Here is a 23,035-nt window from a genome sequence, read left to right on the forward strand (position 1 = left end):
CGGCTTTTTTGTATCTATTTCGTAAGATTAGATCTTTGCGAAAGCGTCTTGTAGTGGTGGTACTACTTGCTTCTTACGGCTTAATACGCCATCTAACCAAACGCGACCGTCTTCTGATTTAACATCATAAGCAGCTTCGATTACAGATACGTCATCAGACGTAATTAGCATTTCTGAGCCTTCTTTCATGATATCAGTTAACAGGAGTAATACTGAGTGGCGATCGCCTTCTTCTTTAAGCTTAGCGATATCAGCTTCAAGATCTGCTTTGATTTCATCAAATACTGCAAGGTCGATAACTTCTAGCTGGCCAATACCTACTAGCTTACCGTTCATGTTGAAGTCTTTGAAATCACGCATTACTAAATCGCGTGCAGGCGTGCCTTCAACTGCTGATTTAACCTTGAACATTTCCATGCCAAGCTCTTTGAAATCTTCGATGCCAGCGATTTCAGCAAGTGCTTCAACACACTTGATGTCAGCTGTTGTACACGTTGGTGATTTAAAGATTACAGTGTCGCTTAAGATAGCGCATAACATGATGCCTGCGATATCTTTTGGAATCTCTACGTTGTAGAAGTCATACATCATTTTGATGATAGTGTTTGAACAACCCACTGGGCGGATCCAACACTCAAGTGGTGTTGATGATGTTAAGTCGCCTAGTTTGTGGTGATCAACAACACCTACAACACGCGCTTCATCGATGTCATCAGGTGCTTGTGTTTTTTCTGTGTGGTCAACGATATAAACGTCTTCGCCTGCGTAGCTAAGTTTTAGCTCAGGTGCTTCGAAACCGAATTTATCTAGGATAAATTGTGTTTCAGGTGATACTTCACCTAAACGCGTCGGGATCGCAGGTTCATTGATCTGGTTTTTTAAGTAAGCAAGCGCAATTGCACCGCAAATTGAATCTGAATCAGGGATCTTATGACCCACTACATACATTGACATTGACGGAACTCCTTTAAATTTGGCGGATATTTTAGCAAAGTATCGACAGATTGATACATAACAGACATGAAATTTTGTTGATCAATTACAACTGCCAATTAATGTCCTTTTTGGTTACACTTTAAGATATTGAAAACTGAGGAAGATACTGATGCGCTTGAGCCGAAAAGCATGGAATAATGTGGTGATTATTTCGATGCTATTGATGATTTTTTTCTTCAATGGCCTACATAAAAAGCTCAATACACAGCCCGTTGAAGAAGGAGTACAAGCATTACTCCCAGAGCAAAGCTTCATTTTAGCAATGGCATTTCCAGAATTAAAAATCGAGCGTATCGGCACCTCTTGGCGTAGCCAATCACTGCAAGAAACTACATGGCAAGGCGATGAGCAGCAGCTCGAACAACTTGTTGAACTTTGGCAACATCAAAAACTGACTATTGCCAGTCTCCCTGTTAGTAAAATTTCACAGACATCGGCTGATTATGTTGCTTCAGTATGGTTAGCCGGTGAGCAGTTGCCAGCGGTGTATCAGTTGTACAACATAGATCAGCAATACTATTTATTAGATAAGCGGCTACAACGAGTATTTGAGCTTGAACAAGCTGATGCTGCTAAGTTGTTTCCGTTATACCCGTTTTAAGAGAGTCACAGATGCCTGAATTACCAGAAGTTGAAGTTAGCCGTTTGGGAATAACGCCGCATGTGCTTAACCAAACAGTGACCAAAGTAAATATTCATAACGCCAGTATGCGTTGGCCTGTGCCTGATGATGTATATCAATTACAAGGACTTAAAGTTACTTCAGTGGAGCGTAGAGCAAAATATTTATTACTCGGTTGTGAGCTGGGTAGTGTTATTCTGCACTTAGGAATGTCGGGCAACTTACGAGTTGTGAGTGCTGATGAGCCATTAAAAAAGCACGACCATATCGAATTTATTTTAGCCTCAGGTAAAGCGCTAAGACTCAACGACGCGCGTCGCTTTGGTGCCTGCTTATGGCAAGCACCAGGCGAATGTCATACCTTGCTAACCAAGCTCGGGCCGGAGCCACTTACCGATGAGTTCGCTGCAAAGCGTGTTTACGAACAGTCTAGAAATAAAAAAGTACCGATAAAACAGTTTATTATGGATAACGCGGTGGTAGTTGGTGTGGGTAATATCTACGCTAATGAATCGTTATTTAAGGCCGGAATTCACCCGAAACGAGAAGCCGGCAAGGTGTCTTTAAAGCGTTATCAGCAATTAGTGCCTATTATTAAAGAAACACTTGCTGCGGCTATCACGCAAGGCGGCACAACATTAAAAGATTTTGCTCAAAGTGATGGTAAGCCCGGTTATTTTGCCCAACAATTACTAGTTTATGGTCGCAAAGGTGAGCCATGTGTAACGTGTAAAGAGCCATTAAAAGAAATTAGATTAGGGCAAAGAAGCACTGTGTACTGCTCTAATTGTCAAAAATAACAATGAATCCTTCATCTATGTAGTATTGCAACAGATAGCAAGATAGAGACAGGCTTAAGGAATGAGAAGGTTGTATGCTATTAAACAAATACGTCATAGGGTGCGTGTGCTTAGCGGCACTGCTGGGTTGTTCTAAAGAGCAACCTCAAGTTATCGTTGAAGAAGTGGTTACCGCTGAGGTTAAGCAGCTTGATGTGCCGCTGTATGGGAATTACGTGGCGCGTACAGATGCGTCGCTGGATGTTGAAGTACGCGCAAGGATCACCGGCTTTGTACAAAGCGTAGAATTTGTTGAAGGTAGCTGGGTAAATGAGGGAGATTTACTCTACACCATTGATGATAGACCTTACCGAGCTAAGCTTAATCGCGTTAAAGCGGCGCTGCAAAAAGACCAAGCGGCGCTGGCTAAAGCAAAGCGCGATGTAACCCGTTTAAAACCCCTCTATGAGCAAGACGCAGCAAGTCAGCTCGACTACGACAATGCAATTTCGATTCAAGAGCAAGCGCAAGCATCACTATCAGCAACCCAAGCAGAACTTGAAGAAACCAAGCTTGATTTAGAATATACCCGCGTGACAGCGCCAATCAGTGGCATGGTGGGTAGCTCTGAAGCCGATCTTGGTGCTTTGGTTGGCAGTAATGGTATTTCGCTCCTTACCACCATTCAGCAAATAGACCCTATTTTTGTTAACTTTAATATGTCGGCACTTGATTATTTGAATGCTAAGCGGCGTATGACCAGTATGATGGAGCAGCTACAAGCTGAGCAAAAGGGCAAGGCGCTAGAAGGCTTTGTACGTATTTCTTTGCCTGATGGCAGCGAGTATCGATATTGGGGTGATGTGAGTTTTACCGACCCTAAAATTAGCCCGAAAACGGGCACCTTTAAAGTAAGAGCAAAGCTGCCTAACCCTAATAGTGAGCTATTACCTGGGCAATATACAAAAGCACGGATTAAATTATCTGAATTGAAAGATGCCATTGTCGTCCCTGAGGAAGCTACCCAAGTTGAGCAAGGCGGTATTTATGTGATGGTGGTCCTTGATTCAGGTGAGATAGAGCGACGCTTTATTGTTGTTGAGCATTACGGTGAACAAGGAATTGTTGCCAGCGGTGGCTTGAGTGCAGGTGAGCAAGTGGTGGTGAAAGGTTTGCATCGCATTCGTCATGGTCAGCAAGTAAAAGCGATTTCGTTAGCCGAGTTTGAAAAACGCCGATTAACGCCAAACACGGGCACTATTCCACTGGCGCCAGATAAACCAAGCAAACAAGATGATGAAAAAAATAAGCAGGGAGCTTAACTATGTTTTCGCATTTTTTTATCAAGCGTCCAGTGTTTGCTATCGTTATTTCGTTAGTTATTTTACTCACAGGCTTGGTCTCGCTCTTTACTCTACCGATTGATCAATACCCAGATATTGCTCCGCCGTCGGTTAAAGTGTCTGCTTCATTCCCTGGCGCAACGGCAGAAACCGCATCTGAGTCGGTAGCCATTCCTCTTGAACAAGAATTAAATGGAACGCCGAATATGTTGTATATGGAGTCAAAGGCAACTAACTCTGGCAGTGTTGGGATCACACTCACCTTTGATGTTGGCACCGACCCAGATCTCGCCCTTGTCGATGTACAGAACACCGCAAGCCAAGCAGGCAGTAATTTACCTGTTGATGTGCAAACTGAAGGGGTGAATGTCTCTAATGAAAGTTCCGTTGAGCTTTTGAAACTGGCACTGACCTCTGATGACCCTCGCTATGACGAAATCTACTTGAGTAACTATGCCAGCATTAATGTTGAGGCGGCTTTAAAGCGCGTACCAGGGGTTGGGCGAGTTCGTAATACCGGCTCACGCTCTTATGCTATGCGGGTCTGGTTAAAACCTGACATTTTAGCGGGCTATGAATTAACCGTGAATGATGTGACCGCAGCAATCAAAGCACAAAATAAAGAGGCCGCTGCCGGTGAGATAGGTGCACAACCTATGAAAGATGCCATTAAACTTAACTTTCCGGTACGAGCGCAAGGAAGGCTTAATAAGGTTGATGAGTTTAATAATATTATGCTGCGAGTTAATAGTGATGGCTCGATGATCCGTTTGCGAGATGTTGCAAGGGTTGAGTTGGCGTCGTCAGCGTACACTTTAAATTCAAAACTAAATGAACAGCCCGCCACTATTTTGCAGGTTTATATGTTACCAGGCTCTAATGCATTAGCGGTTACTGAGCGTGTTAAGGCAGAGATGGAGCGCTTGAGCGCGGCTTTTCCAAAGGGAGTGAAGTGGCAGTTATTTTATGATGCCTCTGAGTTTATCAAGCTGTCGATTAATGAGGTGATCAATACCCTTATTCAAGCGCTTATCTTAGTGATTTTAGTGGTGTATTTATTTTTGCAAAACTGGCGAACAACTTTAATACCCGCTTTAGCTGTGCCGGTGTCGATAATTGGTACTTTTATCGCCTTGGCTGCATTTGGTTTTACCATTAACAATGTCAGTTTATTGGCTATGGTATTGGCAATCGGCATCGTCGTCGATGATGCGATTGTGGTAGTCGAAAGTGTTGAGCGACTGATCAATGAGCAAAATATGGAGGTAGTTGCTGCTACTAAGCAAGCCATGACAGAGCTTTCAGGTGCCATAGTAGCAACCTCTTTAGTACTTGCTGCGGTGTTTGTGCCGGTGTCATTTTTAGCCGGTATTACGGGCATTATGTACCGAGAGTTTGCGATTTCAATTACCGTTGCGGTACTCATTTCGACCCTAGTTGCGTTAACCTTGAGCCCTGCTTTATGTGCGATTTTCTTAAAACCTAGACCCCCATCAAACAATAAGATTTTTGTTAAATTTAATAACTGGCTTGAAGGTGTTGGCGAAAAATACACTTGGCTTGTAAAGGCATGCTCCGAAAAAGCAAAACGCAGCTACATTGCCTTTTTTATAATGATAGGTGGCTGTTACTTTGTGTTTAGCCAATTACCAAGCAGCTTTATGCCGCAAGAAGATCAAGGACGCTTTTTTGTTGATATTACCTTGCCAGATGCGGCAACGGTTTCACGTACCAATGAAGTAATAAGCAAAGCAAACCAATTTGTTATGAGCCATGCGGGGGTGGCTTATTCATTCACGCTAGCGGGTGAAAATCGCCGTGCTGGTAGTGCGCAATCGCATGGTCAAATGGAGGTGATTTTAAAGCCTTGGCAAGTGCGTGCGGAGCAAGGATTTACGGTCACAAGTGTGATGAATGATATACGTAAGCAGCTGTATGCCATTCCCGATGCTGAGTTTAATGTGTTTCAACCATCAGCTGTGGCAGGGCTTGGTTCGGGCTCTGGCGTTGAGTTTGCGCTGCAAGAAAAAACAGGAGGTAACTTAACAAGCCTAGTTGAATCGCTTGAGGTACTACTGGCAAATTTAAATAACCGCCCTGAAGTTGCTAAAGCAAGTAGTTCACTGCGTGGCTCAGTACCTCAGTTGTTTTTAGAGTTAGATAGAGAAAAAGCCATGGCCTTAGAGGTGCCGATTGCCGATGTTTACAGCACAATGAAAGTTCTTACTGGTTCATCAACAATTAATGACTTTAATTTATTTGGTCGCGTTTACCGGGTTAAAGTTCAGGCTGAAGATCAATTTAGGGCGCGTCCTGAAAACCTCAACGAATTTTATGTGCGTTCAAAAAATGGCGCTATGGTGCCATCAAATGTGCTTGCTAAGCTTAATCTAACAACCGGTCCGTCTGCGATAAATCGCTTTAATATGTTTACCAGTGCGATGGTGAATGTGTCACCAGCTACTGGCTATGCATCGGGTGACGTGATTAAAGTAATTAAAGAGGAAGTGGCTAAATTACCAACAAATATTGGTTATGAATGGACTGGCTTAACTTATCAAGAAATTCGCTCATCCGGTCAACTAGGTATTGCGGTGAGTTTGGCGATTGTGTTTGTTTTTTTGTTTTTAGCAGCGCTTTATGAAAGTTGGGCATTACCATTTGCAGTATTGCTTATAAGCCCGATTGCCATGTTAGGGGCCTCTATATTGACCTTGGTGACGGGGCATGAAAACAACTTATTTTTTCAAGTCGCGTTTATTGCCTTGATAGGCCTTGCTGCGAAGAACTCAATTTTGATTGTTGAGGTGGCAAATCAGCTTTATCAAGAAGGTATGAATGCCGTTGATGCAGCAATAGAAGCCGCCCGTTCTCGGTTTCGGCCTATTTTGATGACCGCAGCCTCTTTTGTGCTTGGTGTATTGCCGTTAGTACTTGCTTCTGGCCCCGGCGCCGTTGGTCGGCAGTCGGTATCTATGCCTATTTTAGGGGGGATGTTACTGGCAAGCTCTATCGGGATTATATTAGTGCCACTGTTTTTTATTACCGCGGCACGCTTTGTGAAAAAACAGCAAGCACCCGCCTCTAAAGTGTTAGCAAAGGAGCAAGTTGATGCATAAATTGTTGCCATTGTTTTGTTTTGCTTGCTTACAAGGCTGTGCTGTTGGCCCTGATTTTGAAGCACCTGAACATAGTGAAGTTGCTAATTTTATGGGTGCAGCAGCAACGCCACAGTCTGAAGCTTTAGCTGGCTGGAAGCAAATATATAGCGACCCACATTTGCAAAAACTGATTAGCCAAGCGCTGGTCAATAATCAAGATATGTTAATTGCGCAATCGAAAATTATTGAAGCGCGAGCTCAGTATCGTATTACCGATGCCGATTTATGGCCTGATGTAAGCATAGGCCTTACCTCGGAGCGAGAAGAAGAGCTTAATAGCAGCCCTGAAAATTCGTTTGATTTAAAAGGTTACTTAAGTTGGGAGCTAGATTTATTTGGTAGTAACCGACGTGCAAGTGAAGCCGCACTGGCAAATTATTATAGCCAAGAGCAAGCAAGAAACGCGTTGCAGCTCGCCTTGATTGCTGATGTTGCGCAGCAGTTTTTTGCCCTCAAAGAAGTTGAAGAGCAATTAAAAATTAGCCTGAGTACGATTAAGCTTCGCGAGAAGGAGCTTGAAATTGCGCGTATTCGCAAAAAAGGCGGAATTATTTCAGGGCTAGAGCAGCGCCAAGCTGAGGTTGAATTAGAATCTGCCAAAGTGAAGATACCGCCTTTACAGCACAGTGAAAGGCGGATTATTAATCAGTTAAAGTTTTTGATTGGTGATGCCAATGTTGATGTGCAAGGGGGGAATGAGTTATCAGTGCAAACCCTTCCTAAGCAATTACCCACAGGACTACCTAGTGAACTGTTAAAGCGTAGACCAGATGTGCAGCAAGCAATGTATCAATGGCAAGCGGCCATGGCTGAGATTGGGGTCGCAAAAGCGGCGTTATTCCCAAAACTTAAGTTGTATGCCGAATATGGCAGTGAAAGTACTGATTTTAGTGATTTGCTTGCCAGTAATTCGCAGGTTTGGTTGCTGGGCTCAGAGTTGTTAATGCCCTTATTTAATATGGGGCGCAATCAGGCAAATTTAACGGTGGCGGAACAGCGGGCTTATCAGGCAAGTATTCAATACCAAAAAACAGTGCTGGTGGCACTGCAAGAAGTGAGCAATCAGCTTTCGAATTATCAGTCGGCAGAGCAAAGTTATGATGCGCAAAGAAGTTTGGTGCTCAGTAGTCAAGATTACTACCGCTTAGCACGCCTTAGGTATAGCAATGGTGTTGCCAGCTCCCTTGATTTAATGGATGCACAGCGACAGTTATTTTCGGCAGAAATTGCGTTATCGCAGGCAAAAAATGATCGTCTGCAAAGCCTAGCAACGCTTTATAAAGCCCTTGGTGGCGGATGGTATGATACCAATCCGCAATAATACTTAATCATTTTGAGGGATTAAACCTGTCGCTATCTGCGTTAAAAATTTCTGATTTAGAACAACTAAATAACGAAATTTTTGCCTTGCTATCAACGAGGTTTTATTGCCTCAAAATAGATCACTTAATTAAGCAAATTGGTATGAATTGAGCGAACAGGAACTGGAAAAAGAAAAAGTGGAGGATTAATTTTAAGAGCATGCAAAAGCATGCTCTTTTAAAAACTTATAACTCAAATGGTGCTACACCAACGGCTTTCATCTTGTAGCCGACTTGAGCAATTTCACCAGACCAGGTTTCGGTGCTGATAACACCAGTCACGACAATCGCATCGTAGAGGCTTTCGATTGGTACGCCGTCTTTAATCGTGACATGCACAATTTGGTTTGGCGGCGGTGGTGGTACGTGAATACAAGCACCAAAGTAAGGTACCAATAAAAACTCGGTGATCACTTCGCTGTCGCCTTCAAGGGGAACAACAAAACCAGGCAAACTTATTGATTGACCATTAAGTTCTTTTACCACGGGAGCATCAAGGTCTGGTTGCACCCAGTTTTGTTCTGAGCCTTCATGGTTTGCTTGCGCTTGGGTATCGATTTGCACATGACCTTTTGGAATTAAATCTTCCCAGAAGATTTCTTTAGGTGCGCCAGCATTAGCTCCAGCACACACAACTAATGCGACTAAAGCGACGAATTTTCGAAAAAACGGCATAACATTCCTTAAATTTTAATACTCATACCATCAGCAAGAGAGTAGAAATACGCGCGAGTTGCGGGAATTAACCCTACAATAAAGCCTGCAACCATTATCGCAGCTAAAAGCATGAGTTCATAGGATGACAATAAGGCTATATTTAGGCTTATTCCGGCATGGCTTTGCAAGTAATCTGCGCCGAGTAGCATTAAAGCATAGAATAATGCGATACCAACAATGCAGCCAAGCCCTGTAATGAGTAATGATTCGACACTGATCAAGGTGAAAATATGCCAAGGTCTTGCGCCAACAGAGCGCAAAATAGCAAGTTCTCTGCGGCGTTGATTTAAGCTTGAAAGCAGGCTCGTTAACATGCCAAGTAAACTGATCAGCACCACGACGATAGAAAATAACAGCAAGATTTTTTCAACGATAGAGAGCATTTCCCAGAGTTCACGCAAAGTAACCCCCGGCATGATGGCAAGCAGTGCCTCATCTTTGTATTGGTTGATATTACGACGCACTTGTAAGGTATAAAGTGGTGAATCAAAACCAAGTAAAAAAGCGGTTATTTGCTTTGGTGTGCCAACTAAATCAACATCATCATGCTGGTCATGGTCATTTGCATCAGCCTGAGCGGCTTCATGCTGATGAGCATGACCACCATGAATCGCTTCAATTGCTGCAAGTGGAATATGCAGGGTTTTATCAACAGGTGTGCCCGTTGGATTTAAAATACCGACCACTTTAAATGGGTTATCGTCATGATTATGAAAGCTGGTATTGCCCATGCCGTGTGCAATCACCACTTCATCACCAAGTTGATAGCCAAGGGTATTGGCAACCTCAGCCCCTAGTATAACCTCAAATAAATGATTAAACTCATGACCTTGTGAAAAGCTCAATGACTGCCTTTTAGCAAAGCGATAGTGCTCAAAATAGTCTTTATTTGTACCAAGTACAGCTAAACCTTTATGGCTGTCGCCAAGCGACATAGGGATAGCCCATTTTACACCGCGCTGCTCAGAGATGTACTGGTAGCTTTTCCAACTCACACCATTATTAGCATGGCCAATCCGAAATACCGAAGACAGCAGTAGTTGGATATCACCGGTACGCGCACCGACAATTAAATCAGTACCAGAAATTGTATTGCTAAAGCTACTTTTAGCATCGACACGAACCCGCTCAATCGACATGAGTAGCATTACGCTGATAGCAATGGTAAACAGGGTGAGTAGGGCGCTGGCCTTTCGGTTTAATAAACTTTTTGTGGCGAGTTTAATGAGTAGCATCTGTGCCTCCTTGTAACTCAACAAGGCTGATACTGCGGGTAAATAGCGTTTGTAATGTTTCATCATGGCTAACAAAAATTAGCGTGCTATTTGCTGCGTTTGCCTGTTCAAATAATAATTTTACGAAGGCTTGGCGATTTTGCGTGTCGAGTGCTGAGGTAGGTTCATCTGCAATGATAATTTCAGGGCTGCCGATAAAAGCTCGCGCTGCGGCAACTCTTTGTTGCTGACCTATACTCAGCTGTGCAACGGCTTGATGTTGCAAGGCGTCGTTTAACCCTAAAGCAGTGAGTAGGCGGCTTGCCTCAGCGGCTATTGTTGCACAATTTTTTAATGCGTTTTTTTGCCTTTGCTTTGAAAATTGACAACCCAAAGTCACGTTTTCAATGGGCGATAAATAGGGCAGTAAATTAAAGTTTTGAAAAATATAGCCAATATGGTCGGCACGAAAACGGTCACGTTTACTATTACTCAGTTGGTTTATCGCTTTACCAAGAAGCTGGATATTGCCCTGTGTTGGCACTGTGACGCCAGCAAGCAGGGATAATAACGTTGATTTACCACAACCACTCGGACCGTGAAGAAAAACATGTTCGCCTTGATCAATATCTAGCTTAGTAATATTGATCGTCGGCTCAGGTTGTTTTGCGTGCCATTTAAAAAGCACATTTTCAAGCGTGATCATAACGACCTATGAATTGTTACCATCGCCAGTAATTTAACTCTTTGCGCATTTTAAAATTACGAATAAAATTACGTGGTTTTGGCTTAAGAGCAGGATTGCTAAATAGTAATTCATTGCTAGCAGCAAGTACACGTTGACTCGATAAACCGTCTTGGTAAGGATGCAGTTGCTGGCAGAAGTTTTCGATTTTTGCCATTAATTCCGCAGGCTTACTCAATGCATAGTCAATTGCCTCGGCAACTTTATCTGCATCTGTAATATCAACTAAATGCTGACCAGCACCATGATTACAAAAAGTCACCACAGGTTTTCTTTGTAAGATAAACATAAGCAAAATAGACGAGGTATCACACAGCATAACATCTGCTGCTTGTAATAGTGGTAATACGTTATCAGTCTCGACAAAGGTTAGATTGTCGTTTTGTAGAGCCTTGTATTGTTCAACAATCTCGCTTGGCATTTTTGGGTGAAATTGCACCAAAATTCGCCACTTGCCTTGTTCACTGTATGCTTTTATTTGTTCGTATAATTTAGGTGCAAGAGAAAGGCGCTTTGAGAAAGTCGAGCAAATCAATAAGGTTTTTCTGTTGTCATCATGATTTTTGTATGGATTGTTTTCAATCTCACTAAAGTAAGGATCGAGCGTCGGCCAGCCCGTTTCTTTTACTTTAAAGAATCCATGTTGCTGGGCAAGCTCTAAAAAAGTAGTCGTGGTTGTTGGACCTTGAGTGCAATATAAGTCGAAGCACCCTCGAATATTAAAGTGATTATCAACACCTTTGTTCATGCGCTTTCCTGAATTGAAACCATGGAAAACAGCCACTTTTTTACCAGGGATGAAATCCGGCACCACATTCCCTGGTACATACACGATATCTGGACGCCAGTCTTTGAGCTCATCTACTGATAATAATCGAATCTCATCTTGGTGAAGGAAGTTTGGATTTACTTCATCGCCGTACAAAAACCAGCGAACTTCGCCACCTCGGGCTAAAATCTCCCGTTGTAATGGGCGTAAGATCGCGTACGAATAGTTCTGCGAAATAAACATTAAGTATTTTTTGTTTGCGGTAGCTGCTAAGTAATCCAAGAAAACCTCCTATTGCGAGGTCGCTATTATAGCGAAATAATGTTTATGACAGCAAAATTACTGGAAGTTTAAATTTTTATGTTTTTTATCACGTCCGCAGGCTGCTGATGATAGTGCAATGATTGAGCTTTCAAGGCGTCTAGATTATTATAGGCGGCCATAACCCCAATCCCATACATGTGCTCACATGAGCATGCCAAATACTATCGGAGATAGCATGACTAGCTATAAAGTTTTAGACGTAAACGATGATTTACCGATCCGTACCAAAGGTGCGGTACACAGTGGTAAAGTGCGTTCAGTTTATTGGTTAACTGATGAAGACAGCGCTCGTTTAATTAATGAAAAAGGTTATCAAGTTCCAAAAGGAACTGAGCTAGCTATTATGGTTATTTCTGACCGTATTTCTGCGTTTGATTGTATTTGGCAAGGTGAAAACGGTTTAAATGGGGTGCCTGGTAAAGGCATCGCGCTAAACTCTGTGGCATCTCATTGGTTTAAGTTATTTGATAAAGCAGGTCTTGCTGGTAACCATATTGTTGATATTCCACATCCATATGTATGGATTGTGCGTAAAGCAAGTACAGTAAAAGTTGAAGCCATTGCGCGCCAATATATTACTGGCAGTATGTGGCGTGACTACGCGAAAGGTACACGTAGTTTCTGTGGTATCGATTTACCAGAAGGCTTAGCTGCGAACCAAAAGCTAGATGAAGTGTTAATTACGCCATCAACGAAAGGCATTATTACCGGTGTTGCTGAGATCCCTGAAGTAGATGATGTAAATATTACCCGTGAAAATATTACGAATAACTTAGCTGTTTTTAACTTCAAATCTGAAGATGATGTCGCTAAATATGAGCAATTACTTGTTGAAGGCTTTAAGCTGATCAGTGATGAACTTGCACAGCTTGACCAAATTTTTGTCGATACTAAATTTGAATTTGGTTATGTTGAAGACGTTGATGGTTCAGATAAGCTTATCTACATTGATGAAGTAGGCACGCCTGATTCATCGCGTATTTGGGATGGCCCAGCTTACCGTGACGGTAAAATCATTGAAAACTCAAAAGAGGGTTTCCGCCAGTTATTAATTAATAACGTGCCAGACAGCGACGTGTTATTAAATAAAGACCGTATGGACGAGCGTGAGCAGCTTGCTAAAAACTATACCTTACCAGAATCTGTGATGCTTGAAGTGTCTGATACCTACGTTGGCATTGCGAGTAAAATTATTGGTCAAGAAATCACCATTCCTAGCGACCCACGAAGTGAAGTAATCGCTATTTTAGATAGTGATTACGGCTTAATTAAGCACGATTAATAGGCATTTACTAATTTTATTCATAGCTAAAATGCTATTTTTAAAGCCAAGCTGTCACAAATAACATTGCTTGGCTTTTTATTACCTTCTGTACTCATTTCTGAATGATGTATAAGGTAATTAAATGGGATAAACATGACCCCAATAGTCTCCACCTTTCTGACATTACAGATTAATTGATAACGAAAGTAATACTAAGCAAAGTTATTACTTTAACTAATCCACTAAGTTTTAAGTTTTTCGTCAATACTTTCTTGCCTAAAACCGGTCTCTATCAATGAAATGATTAGGTATAACTTAACAATAGATTAATCTATACTGAATTGTGAACTAAGAGCGGAACTAATTAATTATGTTGATGTTTGCGAATTTTTTTAGCCGGGTATGTTACGTTGCTTTGTTATTAAGCTCAACGAATGTACTTTCAGCGGACTTTTCCTTTGTTGTACGCGATCAATTTGGAAAGCCATTAAAAGATGCTGTTATTGAGTTTAAGGATCAGCAGTTAAATCACCAAGATAACTTATCAGTTGCCGTCATGGACCAGGTTGATAAGCACTTTACCCCTAAAGTACTTGTTATTCAAAACGGGCAATTAGTTGACTTCCCAAATAGTGATAATATTCGCCATCATGTGTACTCATTCTCGACTGTTAAGCAATTTGACATCAAACTTTACTCTGGTCGGCCTGAAAAACCCGAAAAATTTGAATCACCCGGGATTGTTGTTCTAGGTTGTAATATCCATGATTCAATGGTCGGATACATTTATGTTGCAGATAGTTCAGAAGTGCTAAAAACGAGCATAGATGGGAAGGTTCAATTAAATGTGAGTACATTTCCTGTTAGCTTTACGGTATGGCAACCAAACCAACAGAGTGATATCGATCAGAAAAAAACAATTATATTTGCTGATTCTTCGCAGGTTGCAGATATTGTCATTACTACAATAGAGCCGAAACCACGAAATACATTTGGAGAAATGTTTAAGGGTACTAATGATTAATAGTTTAAGAGGGCGAGTCATTGCCTTATGTGTTGGTCTTGTTCTGTTAACAAGCTTAGTCAGCCTAGTTAGTTCTTGGTGGTCTGCGAATCGTTTTAATGACCAAAAGCTTCTAGAAGATATTAATGTTGCTGAGAATGTTTTTAACCAGTATTTAAGTGCGAAAGAGAGCCTTCTTCTAACTGCTGCAAAAGTGTTAACAGCAGATTTCGGTTTTAAACAAGCTGTCGCAACTCAAGACGCCGATACTATCAGCAGTGTCTTAAATAATCATAGTAGGCGGATTAATGCTGATTTAATGATGCTCATAAACTTATCTGGGGAGCTCGTTTCTGCTAATACGGATTTCGCTCACATGCCAAATGAGTTTACGGCATTAATGAAGCAGTTATTAGATAACCCTGAGCAGTCAAATTTCATTGTTATCGAGCAGACTCTTTATCAAGTTATTATATTGCCAGTTCGCGCACCGAGAACAGTTGCATATAGTTTGGTTGGTTTTGAAATCACAGATCTAGTTGCCGAAGAGTTAAAAAAACTTACAACTATGGATGTAAGTTTTATCGGTGAGGATGATGATGTCGTTGAAACCTCTCTTGTTGATAAGCCAGAAGATAATGCAGTACTTAGGCATTTTGAAAATAAATCTACACAGCGAATTTTTGGGGAAAAGCCAGTTTATCGTAATCGCCTTGTTGAGCTACCTTCGGTTTCTGGGCATAAAGTATCAGTGCTACTAAGTGCCGATTTAACTCGAAGTTATCTTGAATTTGAGCAGCTCTTTTTTACTATTATTTCATTAGCAGCTATCACAGTTGTGATTGGCGTTTTAGCTAGTGGGATTTTGGCTAAAAACCTTACCACACCGCTTTCTAAACTTACTTTACTTGCTCAGCAATTCGCGCGGGGTAACTACAAAGCTGAATTTATAGGAAAAAAACAAAGTACTGAAATTACGACGTTAGTTGATGCATTCAATAATATGGGTAATGACATTAAAGAACGTGAACGACAAATCAACTTTCAAGCAAGTCATGATACGTTAACAGGGTTTTTAACACGCAGTGCCATGTTGGAAATTATGGAATCGCTATTAGGGCAAGGCACTGAATACACTTTAGTTGCTATTGATATAAGAGGTTTGCGGCATATCAATGACAAACTTGGCCCTCGTATTGGAGATGATTGTTTAAGAGAAGTTGCTGAACGTATTAGTGAGTATTCTGAGCCGCTTGGTGGAGTTAATGCACGCATAGGTGGAGATGAGTTTTTAACCTTATTTCCAAGTGGAAAAGCAGAGCAATTAAAAAGTGGAGTCATGGATTTAATGGCTCAGCTACAAGTCGGTTACACTATTCAAGGCTTGAATATTACCTTGCGATTTAGCGCTGGTGTAGTTCATTGTACCTTTGAGGGAGTTAAGCCCGATGATCTAATGCGCCGAGTTTTAATCGCAATTGATACAGCTTCGTCAAAAAAGAAGAATGTTCATTATTATCAAAACGGCGAAGATGAAGAGTATCTGGAACGTTTGGCAATTATTGATGAATTAAAACATGCATTACAAGCAGACGATGGCCAATTGTTTATGACTTATCAACCAAAGCTAAATTTAAACACCTCTAAGATCGATAAAGTGGAAGCGCTGATCCGTTGGCAAATAAAGGATGGGCAGTGGGTATCACCGGAGCTATTTATTGATTTAGCTGAGCAGTCAGGTGTTATTGTTGATTTGACTGCTTGGGTAGTTAAAACAGTTGTCACTCAAGTCGCAAGGTGGCAAGAACAAGGCATTATTATGCAAGCCGCTATCAATGTTTCGGCCCAAGATATTGCCTTCCCAAGCTTTTTCTCTCATTTGGCAAAACAATTAAAAGAGAATGATGTTAATGGACAGCTTATTACAATAGAGCTGACAGAACGCGACATGATAGAAAATGAAGAACAAGGTATTAAAGCATTAGAAAACCTAAAATCACTTGGGGTAAAAATATCGCTAGATGATTATGGTGTTGGGCAAACTTCATTGGGTCGCTTGAAATCACTACCTATCGATGAACTTAAGTTAGATAAATGCTTTATTCTTCAATTGGAGCAATCTAAACAAGATCAGTATATTGTTGAGTCAACAGTAAACTTAGGTCATCAGCTAGGTTTCTCTGTCGTTGCGGAAGGTGTTGAAAATAAAGCTTCTTTAGACTTTTTGAAACTAATGAAGTGCGATTATGCGCAAGGGTATTACTTGAGTAGGCCACTAAAATCAGAGCAGTTTTTGCAATGGCTAGAGGTCTATAATGAAGCATCTTAATTGGCTATTTGGACTAACTTCCATTGTTTTTACAAGTTCAGGGTTTGCAGCTTCAGGTAAATTATTAGCAACGCCCGGAGTCTCTCAGGTTGAAGGCAGTGCGGGTGGTGGGATTGTTCCATGGGCTCAGCTCGCAGGCTATGCAAGTGATGATGAAATCGCTTTGAATGGCTTTTGCAGTCGTGCAAATGTGAGTGATTACCGCTTAGATGTTTGTGGTGCGCAGCTAAATGTTTATGATCGCGTTGAATTTAGTTATGCGGAGCAACGTTTCGAAGTTCCCGCATTAAATACCGATATTGAGCAATCAATTACCGGGGCAAAAGTACGCTTATATGGTGACATTGTTTATAGTAAATGGCCGCAATTAAGTTTAGGTGTGCAGCATAAGTCTTTAGATGATGGCAGTATTGCTAATTTATTAGGTGCAAAAGATACCAGCGGTACCGATATTTACCTTGCTGCTAGTAAATTACATTTAGGGGCGCTTGCTGGGTATAATTGGTTTTGGAACACCACCTTTCGTTATAGCGATGCTAATCAGCTAGGTTTGTTAGGTTTTGGCGGTCCTGATAGTGATAAAAAATTGTTGTTTGAAGCATCTACAGCGGTGTTTTTAACCCATGAAATAGCTTTGGGTGTTGAGTATCGGGTAAAGTCCAATAACCTTGGTTTAGGAGAGCAAGATTGGCAGGATGTATTTGTGGCTTGGTTTCCTAATAAGTATGTTAGCGTGACTGCTGCTTGGTTAGACTTAGGAAGTATTGCTGGTGCTGAAGACCAAACTGGTTGGTACTTATCAGTAACAGGGTATTGGTGATGATAAAAACACTTTTTACATTTGTATTTACCGTTATGCTTGTGGGTTGTGTAAGTAGCAACAATAGCACCTTGTATCAGCAAATTAATGGCGAACAAGGAGTTGAAAAACTGGTTGAAAGTTTTATCAATCAAATAGGCCATGACGAACAGATTTTAGCTTATTTTAAACAAAGTAATGTTGCGCATTTTCGCCAAGGCTTTATCACTCATTTGTGTAGTGTCACCGACGGTCCTTGTGAATACAAAGGCGATAACATGGTTGATATACACACTGGAATGAATATCTCCAAAAAAGACTTTAACCGTGTTGTAGAGCTTTTGATTAACGCTATGGATGAACAACAGATTCCACAAACAGTACAAAATAAAATTCTTAGTCGCTTAGCACCCCTTCGCCCTGAGATAATTGATATTTAGCTTGTACAAACTTCAATTGTGGGCTGAAACAAAAATGTAATTTATGTACAATGGCTATTGATTTAAGTTATTAAGTTGTAAATGATGCAGTTATATTTTGATGTTCAACATCTATATTATATTCCACAATACCTGCCTGTTTTAAAGGAGTTAGAAGAAAAAGGCCACAAAGTTTCGATGGTTTTCTATAAAGAACAAGATGAGTGTAGTCGTGCTGTATGTTGTAACTTTATAGATAAAAACGCAATAGTTGCAAAATGGTTAACGAGTGCGAGTGAAACCTTTGACTTTTATCAGAACTCAGATGCAGATTGGGTTGTATTTGGAAATACGTTCGTAGGTGCTGAGAATTTAAATAAAAAGACTGTACTGATGCAGCATGGAATCGGCCCAAAGCAATGCTATTACGACGTATCAAACAACAAGATGACAGTGCGGTTTGTTGAAGGTGAACACCGACTACAACGTTTAAAAATGCTCTATCCCGAAGGTAACTTTATTGATAGTGGCTACGCAAAATTAGACCCTATTATTAATCAGACTCTTGGTACTATTAACCTCAAAAACCTAGGCCTAGATCCAACAAAGAAAACCTTGCTGTATGCGCCTACTTTTTATCCAAGTTCTTTAGAATGTTTTAGCGATGATTTCCCTGAGCATTTTGATGAATTTAATATTATCGTTAAGCCTCATTTCTTTAGTTTGTTTAAGAAAAAATATAAAAAACAACGTCTAAAACTCGATAAGTGGGCTAACGCTAAGAATGTTTACCTTGCGAATGAGTACGATTTTGACCTTACTCCTTTTTTAGAACTTGCTGATATAATGATTTCTGATGCATCGTCAGCCATATTTGAGTTTGCAGCATTAGAAAAGCCTGTAATATGGTGTGATTTCTATAAGCTGCGCTGGTCTTACAGAGGTATTTTATCTTATAGGCTAAAAGCTCGGCTTGATGAAGATATCAAGTACTTTAATGAGTTATGTGCTCGTGCAGGAAGTTATAAAGATTTAAAGTATTTATTAAGTTCAAGTTTTAATGAATCAGCTGAATTTAAAGAAAAAAGAAAAGAAATTGTTTATAAGCTGGCAGGTATTACCGATGGTCACTCTGCTAAGAGAATTGTATCTTATTTAGAGGAGCATCAATGAAGCGGGTAATTACATTTGGCACGTTCGATATTTTTCATGTGGGACACATCAATATATTAGAACGAGCTAAAGCGTTAGGAGATTATTTGATTGTTGGTGTATCTTCTGATGAACTAAACTTCTCTAAGAAAGGTCGAAAGCCCGTATATAGTGAAGCTGATAGGCTGAAAATTATTAGTTCATTGAAGTGTGTCGATGAGGTATTTGTAGAGCATTCTCTAGAATTAAAAGGTGAGTATATCAAAGATCATCAAGCTCACTTGCTAGTTATGGGGGATGATTGGGCTGGTCAATTTGATCAATTTAACCAACTTTGTGATGTAACTTATCTAGAGCGTACTCCCTCTATCTCTACAACAGAAATAATAGAAGTTGTAAGGCAACCTTCCAACTGTCATTTATAATTAATAAAATTGCTGTATGCGCTAACGTTCAATCAAAAATAAGATGTGTAAATGGCTTTTTTATTTATCTCTCGCAATAATGTGCACGCCCGCTATTACAAAAAACTCACTAGGAAGCTGCCTTTAAAGAGTAAAGTGTATTGCATGGGCTTGCCTAGATTTACTGCTTTAAAATACTTTAGTAAGGCGAAAAAAGTTGATTTTAATAAAATAATTGCGGAACAACTCTTACGTAAACAAGCTCGAAACAAGCTATGGAAGAACCCACTGATAATCAAAAGTTACTCTGCTTTGATGTATTTAGTAGAGAGATGCCGGTTTGCCAAGTATTATGATTTATTGCAGTCAGAATCCCCACAAGCTTTAGTCATTTGGAATGGTAATAAATTACCGAATGTTACTGTTTGTATGGCTGCTAAGGCATTAGGAGTGACCACCTATTACTATGAAAATGGGTTACTGCCCGGAACAACAAGCTTAGATCCTAAAGGTATTAATTTTGCGGCTTCTGTACCGCGAGATAGTCAATTCTATTTAAACTTTGATCCGCAAAGGAAGTTGCCATTTTCTGCACCTGATTTAATTCCAAGAGCGGCTCATAAGAAGCGCTGTAAGTTTGACGCAATTGAGTTACCCAAAAAATACTTATTTGTGCCATTTCAAGTTCCACATGACACCCAAATAGCTTGTTATTCTCCTTGGCTTAAGTCCATGGAAGAATATTACGATGCTGTTGTTTCAGCCGTAAAAAAGTTAAATGATCCAGAACTTAAAGTTGTTTTTAAAGAGCACCCTTCATGGCATAAGCACTATGAACATTTGTACGACAAAGATGATGTTGCCGTTTTTGCCAACGGAAATTGTACTCGAGAACTTATTGATAATGCTGAGGCTGTGATCACCATTAACTCGACCGTTGGCTTAGAATCTTTATTACTTGATAAAAAAGTAATTACCTTAGGGCTTGCTTGTTACAACATTGATGAGCTTGTACTACACGCAAGTGAACAAGCTACTTTGGTTAAGTGCTTAGAAAAACTGCAGAATGGCTGGCAGCCTAATAGTATTCTGAGAGATAAGTTTTTTACCTACTTAAAGCATGTGTATTGCTTGCCCGGTGTTTGGAAAGAATGTACAACGGAGCATGTTGAAGCGGTCGAAAAGCGTTTAATTCAGCAAGATACATTTGCACAGCTATCGCAAAAGGAAAGCTAATGAAGAACATCGTCTCGCCAGAATGGCTTAACGAGCACTTAAGTCACGATAATTTGGTTATTTTTGATGCAGGAATGGTACGTCCTGGTTTACCGGGTGAGTATGCGCCTAAGGCGATGCTTCCTAATGCACAGCGTTTTGATTTCAAGAAGGCGCTAGCAGATAACAGTAATCCTGTACCAAGCATGATGTGCAATAACGAGCAGTTTGAAGAGCATATGCAGCTTGCTGGTGTTAACCAAGACTCTCTAGTTGTGATTTATGAAGACCAAGGCTTGTTCAGTTCTGCCCGTGCGTGGTGGATGTTTAAAGCCATGGGCTTTGATAACGTAAAAGTTTTAAGTGGCGGTTTAGCTAAGTGGCAGGCACTAGGCTTTGCTACACAAGCAAGCTATTCAGCTGCTTCTGGTCAAGGCAACTTTGTTGCCAGCCCGCGTGCTGATTACTTTATTAGTGCTGAGCAAGTACTTAACTCACTTAACGAACAAAGCACACTAACACTCGATGCTCGTCCTTATGAGCGCTTTACCGGTGAACACGCTGAGCCGCGCGAAGGTATGCGCAGTGGTCATATTCCAAATAGTCGCAGTTTATCTCTAGCAACAGTGCTAAATAACGGTGAGCTTAAACCGCTTAGCGAATTGCAGGCATTATTTGAACAACACATAGCGCCGCATCACACCCAGTTGCAGTTTAGCTGTGGTTCAGGTGTAACCGCTTGTGCAATTGCATTGTGTGCCGATGAATGCGGTTACGCTAACTTACGTGTTTACGATGGCTCATGGAGTGAGTGGGGCGCTCGTCACGACCTACCTATTGAAACAGGTCCGCACCAATAAACTCAGCGTAATTTTGCCAGCTGTCGATACTGTTTTTATTCAGTGGCTGGCGAATTTGCTTTTTACTCGCCGTGGCTGATGCTGCATTGTTTTTATAAAAAGTCAGGCAGTTTTCCTGCCAGCTTAAATCACAAAACGCATAGAGCTTCTGAGTTTGTTCGGTAGGCTCTGCTACTAATTGCTCATAGCTTTGTAAAAAAACGTTTTCAGGATACTTGTTAGCAAAATGACTGACTAATGCCGAGTAATCTTGATGGAACGAGGCAATATCTTCAAGTGTAAAGCTGTAGTGATGAAACACACTTTGCGGGTTATACATCTGCCTAAAATTGGCAATGCTGCAATCTTGCCAGCCCCGCTGCATACAAACGATTTTAGCATTAGGAAAAGCCGCTAAAATAAAATCAATATAGTAAAAGTTAAATGGCTGTTTATCACAACTTCTTTGGTCATTACTTAGCAGCTGGGCTCTTTGTTGATAGCTAGCCAGTGCTGTCTTTATCGTCTCAGATTCAAATGCCTTATCGAGCATTTCGCTATCAATCATACGCGCTGATTGCGTGGCGTGTTGTATCAATTGCGCAATATCGTTTAATTCTCCAATGCCTCGTAGCTGTGAACTTTGATTAAGGATTTTCTCAACCAAGGTTGTGCCAGAGCGGGGCATGCCAACGACAAAAACGGGTGAGAACTCAGAGTCACTACTTTTAATTGCTTGCTGTTTGCTCTGAGTAATAAGTTTTTGACAAAAGTGGCGATGCTGTGTGGCTTGATAATTAAGTTTACCGGCTATGGCTTGCTTACTTAGTGCAAAGTATTTAAATGCATTTTTGTAGTCATTAAGGTGCTCATAATTAAGAGCAAGACTATGAAAATACACTTGTTGTTCAACAATGCTTTTTTCTTTATCCGCCAAGGCTTGTAGTTTTTGGATATGTTGCTCTGCATCTATAACAGTATTGAGTTCAGCCTGTGAATAGTGGGCTTGATAAAAGCGAGGTTGCTTTTTGGTTAGTTGCAGCAGCAAGCTTTTAGCCTCATCGAACAGTCCGTGAATTTTATAACACACTGCCAAATTATAGCTAATTTGTGGGTTATCTTTGTTGCGTTGGTAGGCTGCTTTTTGAAAGCTAAGGGCGTCGTTATAATACCCTAAACGGGTCGCGATATTGGCTAATGTATCAAAGTCAGTGGCACTAAAGTCAGCTGCTTGTTTAGCACTTTGATAGTGCACAGCTGCATTACTTACTTTGCCTAACAGTACATATAACTTGGCAAGTGCTAAATGATAAATCGCAAAAGGGGCTAGGCTTAGCGCTTTTTCAAGCAGCTTAATCGCTTTGTTGATATCGCCAGCTGCGGTGTTGACTTCGCTGAGTAAAAAGTAACAAACGTGGTCTTCAGGATTTTGTTTTAGCCTCTGCACAAGTAGGTGATGTGCATCGTTTAGTTGCTTGTTGTTTAACAACTGTTGGATATGAGCGCGAAGCGCTTGTTGGGTATCATTTAGCATAAGCGCATAGTATATCAATTAATTATTTTCAGGTATTAAAAAGCCC

Annotated in this window: 20 protein-coding genes; 14 read left to right on the forward strand and 6 right to left on the reverse strand. The window is 40.9% G+C overall.

The features are described 5' to 3' along the window. Window positions 1–27: 27 nt before the first annotated feature. Window positions 28–954 carry a manganese-dependent inorganic pyrophosphatase gene (locus ISP07_RS08000; protein WP_209327302.1) on the reverse strand — a complete coding sequence of 309 codons (927 nt, stop codon included), beginning with the start codon at window positions 952–954 and terminating at the stop codon, window positions 28–30. Between the two features lie 151 nt (window positions 955–1,105). Between ISP07_RS08000 and ISP07_RS08005 the strand changes: the two genes are divergently transcribed. From ISP07_RS08005 to ISP07_RS08025, 5 genes are all read left to right on the forward strand, one after another. Next, a complete protein-coding gene (locus ISP07_RS08005) occupies window positions 1,106–1,597 on the forward strand; it encodes a hypothetical protein (RefSeq protein ID WP_054552702.1) in 492 nt (163 codons plus the stop codon). Window positions 1,598–1,608: 11 nt separating this feature from the next. Beyond that, a complete protein-coding gene (mutM, locus tag ISP07_RS08010; protein WP_054552701.1) occupies window positions 1,609–2,418 on the forward strand; it encodes a bifunctional DNA-formamidopyrimidine glycosylase/DNA-(apurinic or apyrimidinic site) lyase in 810 nt (269 codons plus the stop codon). 74 nt (window positions 2,419–2,492) lie between these two features. Further along, window positions 2,493–3,719 carry an efflux RND transporter periplasmic adaptor subunit gene (locus ISP07_RS08015; RefSeq protein WP_209327303.1) on the forward strand — a complete coding sequence of 409 codons (1,227 nt, stop codon included), beginning with the start codon at window positions 2,493–2,495 and terminating at the stop codon, window positions 3,717–3,719. Between the two features lie 2 nt (window positions 3,720–3,721). After that, window positions 3,722–6,859: an efflux RND transporter permease subunit gene (locus ISP07_RS08020; RefSeq protein WP_209327304.1), complete on the forward strand. Its 3,138-nt coding sequence runs from the start codon at window positions 3,722–3,724 to the stop codon at window positions 6,857–6,859. Then, complete coding sequence (locus tag ISP07_RS08025) at window positions 6,852–8,222, forward strand: efflux transporter outer membrane subunit (RefSeq protein ID WP_209327305.1); 1,371 nt, start codon at window positions 6,852–6,854, stop codon at window positions 8,220–8,222. Before ISP07_RS08020 ends, ISP07_RS08025 begins: the two co-directional genes overlap by 8 nt. A gap of 226 nt (window positions 8,223–8,448) precedes the next feature. Here the strand turns inward: ISP07_RS08025 and ISP07_RS08030 are convergent, their stop codons facing one another. The 4 genes from ISP07_RS08030 to ISP07_RS08045 are packed head-to-tail and all read right to left on the reverse strand — an operon-like array spanning window position 8,449 to window position 11,989. Then, window positions 8,449–8,937, reverse strand: a complete 489-nt coding sequence (locus tag ISP07_RS08030; RefSeq protein ID WP_209327306.1) for a DUF3299 domain-containing protein — start codon at window positions 8,935–8,937, stop codon at window positions 8,449–8,451. 8 nt (window positions 8,938–8,945) lie between these two features. Then, window positions 8,946–10,214, reverse strand: coding sequence for an ABC transporter permease (locus tag ISP07_RS08035; protein WP_209327307.1), 1,269 nt, complete (start codon window positions 10,212–10,214; stop codon window positions 8,946–8,948). Continuing rightward, window positions 10,201–10,899, reverse strand: coding sequence for an ABC transporter ATP-binding protein (locus ISP07_RS08040; RefSeq protein ID WP_209327308.1), 699 nt, complete (start codon window positions 10,897–10,899; stop codon window positions 10,201–10,203). Before ISP07_RS08040 ends, ISP07_RS08035 begins: the two co-directional genes overlap by 14 nt. Before the next feature lie 16 nt (window positions 10,900–10,915). Then, on the reverse strand, window positions 10,916–11,989 hold the full coding sequence (locus ISP07_RS08045) for a CDP-glycerol glycerophosphotransferase family protein (protein ID WP_228290553.1): 1,074 nt from the start codon (window positions 11,987–11,989) through the stop codon (window positions 10,916–10,918). Window positions 11,990–12,206: 217 nt separating this feature from the next. On the opposite strand from ISP07_RS08045, the gene ISP07_RS08050 reads away from it, so the two are divergent. From ISP07_RS08050 to ISP07_RS08090, 9 genes are all read left to right on the forward strand, one after another. Continuing rightward, window positions 12,207–13,313: a phosphoribosylaminoimidazolesuccinocarboxamide synthase gene (locus tag ISP07_RS08050; protein WP_209327309.1), complete on the forward strand. Its 1,107-nt coding sequence runs from the start codon at window positions 12,207–12,209 to the stop codon at window positions 13,311–13,313. Between the two features lie 352 nt (window positions 13,314–13,665). After that, window positions 13,666–14,319, forward strand: coding sequence for a methylamine utilization protein (locus ISP07_RS08055; protein ID WP_209327310.1), 654 nt, complete (start codon window positions 13,666–13,668; stop codon window positions 14,317–14,319). Then, window positions 14,312–16,627: an EAL domain-containing protein gene (locus ISP07_RS08060; RefSeq protein WP_209327311.1), complete on the forward strand. Its 2,316-nt coding sequence runs from the start codon at window positions 14,312–14,314 to the stop codon at window positions 16,625–16,627. Before ISP07_RS08055 ends, ISP07_RS08060 begins: the two co-directional genes overlap by 8 nt. Further along, window positions 16,614–17,447 (forward strand): DUF3034 family protein, encoded by an 834-nt coding sequence (locus ISP07_RS08065; RefSeq protein ID WP_209327312.1) that lies wholly within the window; start codon window positions 16,614–16,616, stop codon window positions 17,445–17,447. Before ISP07_RS08060 ends, ISP07_RS08065 begins: the two co-directional genes overlap by 14 nt. Further along, window positions 17,447–17,866, forward strand: a complete 420-nt coding sequence (locus ISP07_RS08070; RefSeq protein WP_209327313.1) for a group I truncated hemoglobin — start codon at window positions 17,447–17,449, stop codon at window positions 17,864–17,866. The genes ISP07_RS08065 and ISP07_RS08070 overlap by 1 nt, the downstream gene beginning before the upstream one ends. 81 nt (window positions 17,867–17,947) lie before the next feature. Further along, window positions 17,948–19,018: a CDP-glycerol glycerophosphotransferase family protein gene (locus ISP07_RS08075; protein ID WP_228290554.1), complete on the forward strand. Its 1,071-nt coding sequence runs from the start codon at window positions 17,948–17,950 to the stop codon at window positions 19,016–19,018. Further along, complete coding sequence (locus tag ISP07_RS08080; RefSeq protein WP_209327314.1) at window positions 19,015–19,422, forward strand: adenylyltransferase/cytidyltransferase family protein; 408 nt, start codon at window positions 19,015–19,017, stop codon at window positions 19,420–19,422. The genes ISP07_RS08075 and ISP07_RS08080 overlap by 4 nt, the downstream gene beginning before the upstream one ends. Window positions 19,423–19,473: 51 nt before the next feature. Further along, entirely contained in the window at window positions 19,474–20,637 is a 1,164-nt protein-coding gene (locus ISP07_RS08085; protein ID WP_209327315.1) for a capsular biosynthesis protein, read from the forward strand. Then, entirely contained in the window at window positions 20,637–21,476 is an 840-nt protein-coding gene (locus ISP07_RS08090) for a sulfurtransferase (RefSeq protein ID WP_209327316.1), read from the forward strand. Before ISP07_RS08085 ends, ISP07_RS08090 begins: the two co-directional genes overlap by 1 nt. On the opposite strand, the gene ISP07_RS08095 is transcribed toward ISP07_RS08090, so the two are convergent. Next, window positions 21,451–22,989, reverse strand: coding sequence for a tetratricopeptide repeat-containing sulfotransferase family protein (locus ISP07_RS08095; protein ID WP_209327317.1), 1,539 nt, complete (start codon window positions 22,987–22,989; stop codon window positions 21,451–21,453). The genes ISP07_RS08090 and ISP07_RS08095 overlap by 26 nt on opposite strands. Window positions 22,990–23,035: the final 46 nt, after the last annotated feature.

Source organism: Pseudoalteromonas sp. PA2MD11 (assembly GCF_017808125.1).
Taxonomy (GTDB): Bacteria; Pseudomonadota; Gammaproteobacteria; order Enterobacterales; family Alteromonadaceae; genus Pseudoalteromonas; species Pseudoalteromonas simplex.

Bases quoted from the DNA above. Each gene is read 5' to 3' on its own strand.
- ISP07_RS08080 (WP_209327314.1), top strand. From the start codon at position 19,015: ATGAAGCGGGTAATTACATTTGGCACGTTCGATATTTTTCATGTGGGA.
- ISP07_RS08055 (WP_209327310.1), top strand. From the start codon at position 13,666: ATGTTGATGTTTGCGAATTTTTTTAGCCGGGTATGTTACGTTGCTTTG.
- ISP07_RS08075 (WP_228290554.1), top strand. From the start codon at position 17,948: ATGATGCAGTTATATTTTGATGTTCAACATCTATATTATATTCCACAA.
- ISP07_RS08025 (WP_209327305.1), top strand. From the start codon at position 6,852: ATGCATAAATTGTTGCCATTGTTTTGTTTTGCTTGCTTACAAGGCTGT.
- mutM (WP_054552701.1), top strand. From the start codon at position 1,609: ATGCCTGAATTACCAGAAGTTGAAGTTAGCCGTTTGGGAATAACGCCG.
- ISP07_RS08085 (WP_209327315.1), top strand. From the start codon at position 19,474: ATGGCTTTTTTATTTATCTCTCGCAATAATGTGCACGCCCGCTATTAC.
- ISP07_RS08020 (WP_209327304.1), top strand. From the start codon at position 3,722: ATGTTTTCGCATTTTTTTATCAAGCGTCCAGTGTTTGCTATCGTTATT.
- ISP07_RS08065 (WP_209327312.1), top strand. From the start codon at position 16,614: ATGAAGCATCTTAATTGGCTATTTGGACTAACTTCCATTGTTTTTACA.
- ISP07_RS08050 (WP_209327309.1), top strand. From the start codon at position 12,207: ATGACTAGCTATAAAGTTTTAGACGTAAACGATGATTTACCGATCCGT.
- ISP07_RS08035 (WP_209327307.1), bottom strand. From the start codon at position 10,214: ATGCTACTCATTAAACTCGCCACAAAAAGTTTATTAAACCGAAAGGCC.
- ISP07_RS08040 (WP_209327308.1), bottom strand. From the start codon at position 10,899: ATGATCACGCTTGAAAATGTGCTTTTTAAATGGCACGCAAAACAACCT.
- ISP07_RS08060 (WP_209327311.1), top strand. From the start codon at position 14,312: ATGATTAATAGTTTAAGAGGGCGAGTCATTGCCTTATGTGTTGGTCTT.
- ISP07_RS08000 (WP_209327302.1), bottom strand. From the start codon at position 954: ATGTCAATGTATGTAGTGGGTCATAAGATCCCTGATTCAGATTCAATT.
- ISP07_RS08030 (WP_209327306.1), bottom strand. From the start codon at position 8,937: ATGCCGTTTTTTCGAAAATTCGTCGCTTTAGTCGCATTAGTTGTGTGT.
- ISP07_RS08090 (WP_209327316.1), top strand. From the start codon at position 20,637: ATGAAGAACATCGTCTCGCCAGAATGGCTTAACGAGCACTTAAGTCAC.
- ISP07_RS08005 (WP_054552702.1), top strand. From the start codon at position 1,106: ATGCGCTTGAGCCGAAAAGCATGGAATAATGTGGTGATTATTTCGATG.
- ISP07_RS08070 (WP_209327313.1), top strand. From the start codon at position 17,447: ATGATAAAAACACTTTTTACATTTGTATTTACCGTTATGCTTGTGGGT.
- ISP07_RS08095 (WP_209327317.1), bottom strand. From the start codon at position 22,989: ATGCTAAATGATACCCAACAAGCGCTTCGCGCTCATATCCAACAGTTG.
- ISP07_RS08015 (WP_209327303.1), top strand. From the start codon at position 2,493: ATGCTATTAAACAAATACGTCATAGGGTGCGTGTGCTTAGCGGCACTG.